The organism is Streptomyces sp. HSW2009, from assembly GCF_040240285.1.
GTDB lineage: Bacteria > Actinomycetota > Actinomycetes > Streptomycetales > Streptomycetaceae > Streptomyces.
The window spans coordinates 1-9,346 of record NZ_JBEHZD010000307.1; the positions used below are offsets into that span (position 1 = coordinate 1).

Below are 9,346 nucleotides of genomic sequence, written 5' to 3' on the forward strand. Positions count from 1 at the left end.
TGGACCAGGGGCGTTCGGGACTGATCCAAGGTGTGCTCGGGGTGGGATGAGGCTGGCACAGGGTGGGCGCCGGTCCCCGCCCCCCCCCCCGGGGCCCCCCCCCCCCGCGCCCCCGCGGGGGCGAGAGGACCTGGGCGATGACGGCCAACGGCCCCCGGTAGTCGGATTCGGCCACCCGCTCCAGGATGTAGCCGTCCAGCAGCCCGCCACCCTCCCGGCGCCCACCCCGCACCTGCCCCGTACCGGCCCCGAACCGCACCCGCACCCGCACCCCCGGCAACGCCGTGGCGTCCAGCTCGGCCGGCACCGCGTAATCCCACAACTTGTCCAGGTGCACCGGCCCCTTGTCGACCAGCACCCGCGCCACCGGCAACTCCTTGGCCAACGGCGCCCCCCGCCAGGTCCGCGGCTTGGCCTTGGGCACCTTGGTCTTCCGCACGGTCTCCCGAATCAACGCAAGCTGCTCCCCCACCTCCCCCCCACCAGCTCCGCCTTCCCCACCCTGCACACCAGCTCTGCCTTCCCCACCCCGCGCACCAGCCCTGCTTTCCCCACCCCGCGCACCAGCCCCGTGCTCCCCACCAGAACGCCCCGCGCGCCCCGGCCCACCCCCCGACTGCTCGTTCTCGCTGCTCACAGCATCAGTCTTAGCAGACGGGTACGACAGGGGCGGGGTGGGCGGGAGGTGGCCGCCGGGGGTGGGAGGCCCTCTCGACAGTCCCGGTGCCGCTCCCGTTGCCTGTCCAACAGGAAACGGGAAACACCCCATTTCGCCTTGTTCCGCCGTGCTGCCTGCCGCACGCTGACTCGCGGTGACCAACGGCTGCCCGGGGAACCGTGACGGAGGTTGACGTGCTGGAGCAGCCACAGGAATTCGGCCGGGAGCTACGCAGGCGGCGGCTGGCCGCACGGCTGTCGCTCGCGCAGTTGGGCGCGTTGGTGCACTACAGCAAGGGCCAGCTCAGCAAGGTGGAACGCGGGCTCAAACGCCCCACCGTCGAGCTCGCCCGGATGTGCGACGCACGGTTGAAAACGGGCGGTGTCCTCTCCGCCCTCGTGGCGAGCCCCAAGACCCCGGCTCGCGACGCCCGCTCCAGTGACGACGGTGAGGTGTGGTTAATGCAACTCAACAAGGACGGATCGAGTGCGTTCCAGCCCGTGGCCCGTAGGCAGGTGATCACAGCGGGGGCCGGCTCGGTGCTCGCCATCGGCGCCGCCGGCCTGCCCGTACCGGCCGATGTGCTGGGAACCGGCCTCGTCGACACCTCACGGGCACTCTTCGACCAGTTCCGCCGGCTGGGGCAGACCTCGGGGCCCAGCACCCTGCTGCCCGTGCTCATCGCCCAGACCCACAGCCTGGAGCAGCTCGCCGCGCGCTCCGGCACCCGGACCCGGCATGACCTGCTGGTCCTGGCGTCGCGCTACGCGGAGTACACCGGATGGATGGCGCAGGAAGCGGGCCAGGACGCCGGCGCCCTGTGGTGGACGGAGCGGGCCGTGGAGCTGGCCACGGCCTGTGACGATCGGGAACACGCCGCGTACACCGTGGTGCGCAGGGCGTTGATCAGCCTCTTCAGCGGCGATACCGCACAGGCCAGCGGGCTCGCCGAGCACGTGCTGGCCTGCGACGCATCGCCGCGGGTCCGGGGCATCGCCGCCCAGCACCTCGCCCAGAGCCAGGCCGTCGAGGGCGCGTACGACGCGTGCATGCACAGCCTGGACCGGGCCCGCGACCTCCTGGCACGCAGCAGTGACGACGGCGCCAAGCCCGTCATCGGGGCGTCGCACCTGCCGGACGTCGCGGCCATGTTCACCGGGTGGTGCCTGTACGAGCTCGGCCGGCCGACCCAGGCGGCCGAGACCCTGGAGCGGGAGATCAGCCGCCTCCCGGCGCATGCCCTGCGCACCCGGGCGCGCTACGGCGTGCGCGCCGCGCTGGCGCACGCCGCGGCGGGTGAGATCGAGCAGTCCTGCGTCCTGACCCGGGAGCTACTCGGCTCGATCGGCCTGGTGCATTCCGCAACCATCCGGGCGGATCTGCGCCGGCTGTCCAGGACCTTGAACCGCTACCCGCGGCACCGTTCCGTCCGCGAGCTCAGCCCCGACCTCGCCCTCGCCGCGAGTGCCGCAGCCGCGTAGTCGCTCCACGGACCACCGAAGCCGACCCGACGAACCGGGGAGAATCCCATGCACGAGATATTCATCAACTACCGTACGGCCGGCGGCAAGACCACGGCGTTTCTGTTCAACGAGGCGCTCTCGCAGCGCTTCGGAACCGACAGCGTCTTCCTCGCCCGCAAGTCCATCGACGTCGGGACCAACTTCGACTCGGTCCTGTGCACCGCAGTGCGGCGCTGCACGGTGTTCCTGGCGCTCATCGACGGGGGCTGGATCGACACCCCGCACGCCAAGCGGCCCAACCGCCGGGCGCTGACCGACCCGCAGGACTGGGTGCGTCGCGAGCTTGAGGAGGCGTTCGCGTACGGGGTGCTGGTGGTGCCGGTCCTCCTCGGCCGGACCACGGAACAGCTCGACCCCCGACGGCTGCCGAAGTCGATCGCGCAGCTCGCCGAGTGCCAGTACGAACGGTTCACCGAACGCGGCGCCACCGCTGACCTCGACCGGCTCGGCGATCGCCTGGTCAGTTCGGTGCCGGCGCTGGCCAAGCTCGACCAGCGGGCGAGCCGGACCGTGCCGGCGGACCCCGAGCCCGGCCCGCACCACCCCACCGGGCAGAGCGGCGGCATCGGCACGCTCACCGGGAACCTCGGCACGTTCGTGGGCGAGTCGCACGGCCCGCTGCACACGGGGAACGGCGACCAGATCAACGGGGATCAGATCCGCGGCGACCAGATCAACGGCGGGCAGGTCAACGGGGACCAGGTCAACGGCGGGCAGTTACACCGGCCGGAGTTCAACGGCGGGCATGCCCAGTACATCGCGGGTGACAACCGTGGCGGCATCCACCAGCGCTTCGACGCCGCCCAGGAGCCCGAGGACGGCGAGGACCGGTGAACGACCCGTTGGCAGAGCACATCGCGACCCATCTGGGCGCGGCCTTCGGCCCCACCCACACCGGCGAAGGACACCAGTTCAACATCATCCAGGCCGCCCTCTCGCAGGCCGAGGAGCGGATCGACACGCCTCGGCAGACCATCGCCGAGGACGACCTGGGGTGGCTGAGCCGGTGCTTCGTCTACCCCGACCAGTTCCGCCAGGCCCGTGAACTGCTGCGCAGCCAGGGCCTCGTACTCTTGACCGGTCAACCGGGCAGCGGCCGGCGAGCGGCGGCGCTGGTCCTGTTGCACGAGCTCGCCGGTGCCGCCGGCAGCTTCCACGAACTGCCCGACACGAGCGACAGCGAGGACGGGGCCGCGCTCGATCCGCGGATGATCGGCAGGGGCGACCGGATGCTGCTCGACCTGTCGGGCAGCGACGAGACGTGGTACGTGAAGGTGCAGCAGGAGCTGTCCCCCTTCCGCGCACAGCTACGGGAGCAGGACGCGCGGCTCGCCGTCGTCCTCCCCCATCACCTCGGCTATCTGCGGGAGAGCAGCCACCGGCAGCTCACGGTGCACCTGGGCCGGCCGGACGCCCGCAGCGTTCTCATGCGCCACCTGCGCCACCACGGCATCGTCCCGGACCTGGCCGACCTCGGCTCGACGGAGCTGACCGAATACCTCGTGTACGCGCCGGCCCGCGATCTCGCTGGCCTGGCCGACCTCATGCGCCGCGAGCGCGACGCGCACCCGGACGCGCCGTACGGCATCGGGGACTGGCGCGACCGGGCGCTGGCCGGCATCACCGACCACACGCCCGAGGTGGCGCGGTTCGTCGTCGCCCTGACCGGCAGGCAACGTGCCGTGGCCCTCGCCCTGGCGATGCTCCACGAACGCTCGCCCGAGGTGGTCCACGAAGCGACGACCCACCTGTTGTCGATCGTCGATCACGCCGGGGACGAGCGTCCGCGCTTCGACCGGACCGACCTCACCGAGGAGTTCCGTGCCGTCCGCGCGCAGCACCGCTCGGACGGGACCGTACGCTTCGACACCCCGACCTATGCGAAGGCGGTCCGCACCCACTTCTGGACGTACTTCCCCGACCTCCGGCCCAGCTTCCAGGAGTGGGTGAGCCGCTGCGCCCGCTCCCGCCGCTTCGACAACACGGCGCGGGCCGCGCTGGTGGCGTCCTTCGCCGAACAGAGCCTGCGCGCCGACCGGCCCGATGACCTGTGGGAGTTGGCCGACCGCTGGTGCCGCTCCCCCGATGCGGCCCGCCTCATCCCCGACGCTACCCAGGCGCTGGCCGAGGGGCTGCGCCACGACCGGCACGGCCAGGCGTTCCGCCGCAAGGTCTACGAGTGGTCACGGGAGAGCCGGTTGCCCTCCGCGTTCCGATACGTCCTGGTGACGGCGTGCACGAAGGTGGTGGCCGAGCGCCATCCCAGCCAGGCCCTGGTACGGCTGCACTACCTCGCGCGCCAGGAGCGCACGACCCGCGACCGGCTGGCGCTTTCGGGCTTGCTGGCCCTGGCCACGCGTGAGGGCCGGCACTGCCGCTACCTGCTCGACCGGCTCCGTCCCGACGCCTGGCCCGCCGATGCGGAGATCTTCCTGGCCCTCGCCGAGGCCGCCTCGCAGACGCCGGCCCTGTACACCGAGCCGGCCACCCGCGCCCGGCTGGGCACGGGCTGGGCGGCCGTGTTCGAGCACGGCGCGTACGACCGGTGGCGCGTCTTTGTCAGCCGCTGGTTGTCGGCCGCCCTCGCGGCGGACGCGTACGGCGCGCCGCTGCTGGACGTGCTCGTCGGGGCCGCCGCGAGCCGCCCGGGCCCGCTCAGCCGGCTGCACGTCATCGCCCGCGACTGGGCGGCGGCGCCCGGGGCCGGGCGGAGTGAGGTGGCCCGCCTGCTGGCCGACAAGATCGATGCCGCCCAGGGCATCGACAGCCCCGCCTTCGCCCTGTGAACCCGGACGTGGGAGACGCACCATGAGCTCTGGCCGCAAGACCCTGACCGCCTTCCTGGCCACCATCTGCGCGCTGGTCCTCGGCATCGTCGGGCTGGGCGCCGGCTGGCCGCTGCGGGTGTATCCGCTGCTCGCGTTCGCCCTGATCGCCGCCTCGGTCCTGTTCGCCAGGGTTCCCACCCGGCGCCGTGGGACCGTCCCGCAGCATTTCCTGCTGGAACCCGACCGCCCCATCGAGGAGCCGGAGCGGTGGGAGCGGGCGGTGTGCGCGGTGGCTCTGCCCAGCGCCGAGGAGGACTACGACTTCCTCTTCTCGGCCACCGTACGGTGGTGCCCCCTGCCCGTCGCACCGGACGCCCCGCAGATCAACGCCGGCGCCCTGGCCGTGGATGCCGTACTGGACCGGGCCAGACACATCGCCGCCCTCCACCCACCGCACCGTGCCTCGCTCACCCAGCACTATCTGCACGGCGCCCTGGCCACCATGCTCCCCGATCCGACGGGGCGGGTCACCGCCATGGCAGACGGCGTGGGCCTGCGGCTGAGCGACGCCGACGAGGAGCGCCTGCGCAAGCTGTCGACCGTACGCAAGGACGAGGAGATCTGGGAGCACGAGCGCAACTGGGAACGGAACAAGCGGGCCTATCTGTCCAACGACGTGCTCAAGGACCCCGGCAGTGCAGTGGTGTGGTGGATGGCGCGCAACGACGACGCCATCGAGAAGACCGTGCACCTGATCGGCCCGCTCGCCCAGCTCTCGTCGGCCGCGCACAACCAGGAGGTGCCGGAGACCTTCCGGCACCTGGTGCCCACGGCCCGCCCCGAACAGGAGCCACTGCCCGATGGCTCCGCCCCGGCGGCGAACGGCCTCGGCTCGACGGCCGGCCTCTTCTTCGACGGCACCGGGCCGGCACCCGGACCTGCCCCGTCGAACGGCAGCGGGTTCGCCGGCCAGGTGGACCGGCTGATGGCCAGTGCGGGACTGGCCGCTGAGGGGCCCGAGCGGGCCCTATTCGCCCGGCGCCTGGCCGATCTGCTCGTGGGCGCCGGACGTGGTGAGCGGGCGGCCGAGGTACGCAGCGCCTTCGACGCGCCCGCAGCCCCTGCCACCCCCGCGGGTCCGCCCGATCCGGAGCCCGCCGAGAGTGCGGATGGCGCAACCACAACCGGCGCCTAACGCCCCCCACCCAAAACACCGCGGCCCCGAACCCTCAACGGGTCCGGGGCCGCGGTGCGGCGCATGTTAGAGGCGCATGTTAGAGGCCGGCGGCCTGGCGGAGGGCGTCCACCCGGTCCGTGCGCTCCCAGGTGAAGTCCGGCAGCGGGCGGCCGAAGTGGCCGTACGCGGCGGTCTGGGCGTAGATCGGGCGGAGCAGGTCGAGGTCGCGGATGATCGCGGCCGGGCGCAGGTCGAAGACCTGGGTGATGGCCTGCTCGATGCGCTCGGCGTCGACGGTGGCGGTGCCGAAGGTCTCCACGAAGAGACCGACCGGCTCGGCCTTGCCGATCGCGTACGCGACCTGGACCTCGCAGCGCGCGGCGAGGCCCGCGGCGACCACGTTCTTGGCGACCCAGCGCATCGCGTACGCGGCCGAGCGGTCCACCTTGGACGGGTCCTTGCCGGAGAAGGCACCGCCGCCGTGCCGGGCCATGCCGCCGTAGGTGTCGATGATGATCTTGCGGCCGGTGAGGCCGGCGTCGCCCATCGGGCCGCCGATCTCGAAGCGGCCGGTCGGGTTGACCAGCAGCCGGTAGCCCTCGGTCTCCAGCTTGATGCCGTCGTCCACCAGGGCCTTCAGCTCCGCCTCCACCACGAACTCGCGGATGTCGGGGGCGAGCAGCGAGTCCAGGTCGATGTCGGACGCGTGCTGCGAGGAGACGACGACGGTGTCGAGGCGGACGGCCTTGTCGCCGTCGTACTCGATGGTGACCTGGGTCTTGCCGTCGGGGCGCAGGTAGGGGATGGTCCCGTTCTTGCGCACCTCGGAGAGCCGGCGGGAGAGCCGGTGCGCGAGGTGGATCGGCAGCGGCATCAGGTCGGGGGTCTCGTCACAGGCGTAGCCGAACATCAGCCCCTGGTCGCCCGCGCCCTGCTTGTCGAGGTCGTCGTCCTTGTCTCCGGCGGACGAGCCCTCGACACGGGCCTCGTACGCGGTGTCGACACCCTGGGCGATGTCGGGCGACTGCGCGCCGATCGACACCGAGACGCCACAGGAGGCGCCGTCGAAGCCCTTCTTGGACGAGTCGTACCCGATCTCAAGGATCTTGTTGCGCACGAGCGAGGCGATCGGCGCGTACGCCTTGGTGGTCACCTCACCCGCCACGTGCACCAGACCGGTGGTGATCAGGGTCTCGACGGCGACCCGCGAGTGCGGGTCCTCCTTCAGGAGGGCGTCGAGGATGGTGTCGCTGATCTGGTCAGCGATCTTGTCAGGGTGGCCCTCGGTGACAGACTCCGAGGTGAACAGGCGGCGGGACACATCGCTCCCTGGGGTTGCAGCGGCTGCTGGCTGAGCATGGGCGGAGACGCACGGGAGCTGCGCCCGACGCGAATCCGTGACCAGTTTATCGGTCACTCTCGCCGATTGGGCCGCGTGTCTCGCAACACGGGCGCAGGGTGACTCGTCCCACACGCTTGGTTGGGGTGAATTGTGCGTTCAACCACACAGTGGGGGGCCCTTTTGCGCCGAATCGGCGGCGGGCACCCCGGTCGCGCGGCCGGTCCCGGCGGGCGGGGGGCGCGGCCCGGCACCGGTCCAACGGCCGCTGGCCGCACCGCAGTCCATGATCGGCGCCCGCGGTACCGGGCCCGGGTGCGCCGCCGGGGTCCACCGGCGCACCCGGGTCGCGGAGCACGGACCGTGAGCGCTCCCGCACGCGTCCGCACTCCGCCACCGGCGGTCTCACATAGTGGTACGGCCGGCTCAGACGGCCGGGCTGAGCGCGCGGGCGACCAGGTCCCACACGGTTTCGGCCAGTGCTTCCTTGGGGCCGTACGGTACGGGCGTCTCGCTGCCGTCGGCGCCGAGCACCACGGCCTCGTTCTCCTCGGCGCCGAAGGTCTTGTGCTCGCCGACCTCGTTGACGACCAGCAGGTCACAGCCCTTGCGGGCGAGCTTGGCCCGGCCGTTCGCCACCACGTCGTCGGTCTCGGCGGCGAAGCCGACGACCACCTGGCCGGTGCGGGCGCGCTCGGCGGAGAGTTCGGCGAGGACGTCCGGGTTGCGGACCAGCGCGATGGGCTCGGGCTCCTGCCCGTCCCGCTTCTTGATCTTGCCTGGCGCGTAGACGGCGGGCCGGAAGTCGGCCACGGCCGCGGCCATGACCACCACGTCCGCGTCGGCCGCCGCCTTGAGCATCGCCTCGCGCAGGTGCAGTGCCGTGCCCACGCGCACCACGTCGACGCCGGCCGGGTCGGGCAGCGCGCTGTTCGCGGAGACCAGGGTGACCCGCGCGCCCCGGGCCACGGCGGCCCGCGCCAGCGCGTACCCCTGCTTGCCCGATGAGCGGTTGCCGAGGAAGCGCACCGGGTCCAGCGGCTCCCGGGTGCCGCCCGCGCTGACCACCACGTGGCGGCCGGCCAGGTCGTCGTGGGCGGGGTGCTGGCCGGTGGCCAACACCCGGCGGCAGACCTCGAAGATCTCCGCGGGGTCGGGCAGCCGCCCCTTGCCGGTGTCCACGCCGGTCAGCCGGCCGACGGCGGGCTCGATGACGACGGCACCGCGGCGGCGCAGGGTCGCCACGTTCTCCTGGGTCGCCGGGTGCTCCCACATCTCGGTGTGCATGGCGGGCGCGAAGACGACCGGACAGCGGGCGGTCAGCAGGGTGTTGGTGAGCAGGTCGCCGGCGAGCCCGTGGGCGGCCTTGGCGAGCGTGTCGGCCGTGGCCGGGGCGACCACCACCAGGTCGGCCGCCTGCCCGATCCGCACGTGCGGCACCTCGTGCACATCCGCCCAGACCTCGGTGGCCACGGGGTGGCCGGAGAGCGCGGACCAGGTCGCCTCGCCGACGAAGTGCAGCGCGGACGCGGTGGGCACCACCCGTACGTCGTGTCCGGACTCGGTCAGTCGGCGCAGCAGCTCACACGCCTTGTAGGCGGCGATGCCGCCGCTCACGCCGAGCACCACCGACGGCTTCTCGGTCGCGGGCTGCGCGGCTGCCGCCGGCCCCGGCTCGCCGCCTGTCACAGGTCGGTCGGTCGGCTGCTTCGTGGGCTTGTCCATCGTTCACCTCTCCGCGCGCTGTCGCATCGGCCCCATGACACACCACGGGCCCGGCCGCCGCCCCCCCCCGCCCGGGGCCGGGGGGCCCCCCGGCCGGGCCCGGGGGGGGGGGCCGGGGCCCCCGCGGGGGCGAGGGGGGCGGGGGCCCGGGGGGCG

General features: G+C 72.8%; 7 protein-coding genes. 4 read left to right on the forward strand and 3 right to left on the reverse strand.

Annotated features, from left to right (window positions below):
- On the reverse strand, positions 1-472 hold a 472-nt coding region (locus AAHZ94_RS21345; RefSeq protein WP_502964732.1), incomplete at its 3' end, for a primosomal protein N' family DNA-binding protein.
- A 365-nt stretch (positions 473-837) separates the two neighbouring features.
- Between AAHZ94_RS21345 and AAHZ94_RS21350 the strand changes: the two genes are divergently transcribed.
- The 4 genes from AAHZ94_RS21350 to AAHZ94_RS21365 are packed head-to-tail and all read left to right on the forward strand — an operon-like array spanning position 838 to position 6,144.
- Positions 838-2,139 carry an NsdA family TPR-like regulatory protein gene (locus tag AAHZ94_RS21350; RefSeq protein ID WP_349994589.1) on the forward strand — a complete coding sequence of 434 codons (1,302 nt, stop codon included), beginning with the start codon at positions 838-840 and terminating at the stop codon, positions 2,137-2,139.
- Positions 2,140-2,187: 48 nt separating this feature from the next.
- Entirely contained in the window at positions 2,188-3,015 is an 828-nt protein-coding gene (locus AAHZ94_RS21355) for a toll/interleukin-1 receptor domain-containing protein (RefSeq protein WP_349994590.1), read from the forward strand.
- Complete coding sequence (locus AAHZ94_RS21360; RefSeq protein ID WP_349994591.1) at positions 3,012-4,967, forward strand: ABC transporter substrate-binding protein; 1,956 nt, start codon at positions 3,012-3,014, stop codon at positions 4,965-4,967. Before AAHZ94_RS21355 ends, AAHZ94_RS21360 begins: the two co-directional genes overlap by 4 nt.
- Positions 4,968-4,989: 22 nt before the next feature.
- Complete coding sequence (locus tag AAHZ94_RS21365; protein ID WP_349994592.1) at positions 4,990-6,144, forward strand: hypothetical protein; 1,155 nt, start codon at positions 4,990-4,992, stop codon at positions 6,142-6,144.
- Between the two features lie 79 nt (positions 6,145-6,223).
- Here the strand turns inward: AAHZ94_RS21365 and metK are convergent, their stop codons facing one another.
- Entirely contained in the window at positions 6,224-7,447 is a 1,224-nt protein-coding gene (metK, locus tag AAHZ94_RS21370; RefSeq protein ID WP_349994593.1) for a methionine adenosyltransferase, read from the reverse strand.
- 444 nt (positions 7,448-7,891) lie between these two features.
- Positions 7,892-9,190, reverse strand: a complete 1,299-nt coding sequence (gene coaBC, locus AAHZ94_RS21375) for a bifunctional phosphopantothenoylcysteine decarboxylase/phosphopantothenate--cysteine ligase CoaBC (protein WP_349994594.1) — start codon at positions 9,188-9,190, stop codon at positions 7,892-7,894.
- Between the last annotated feature and the right edge of the window lie 156 nt (positions 9,191-9,346).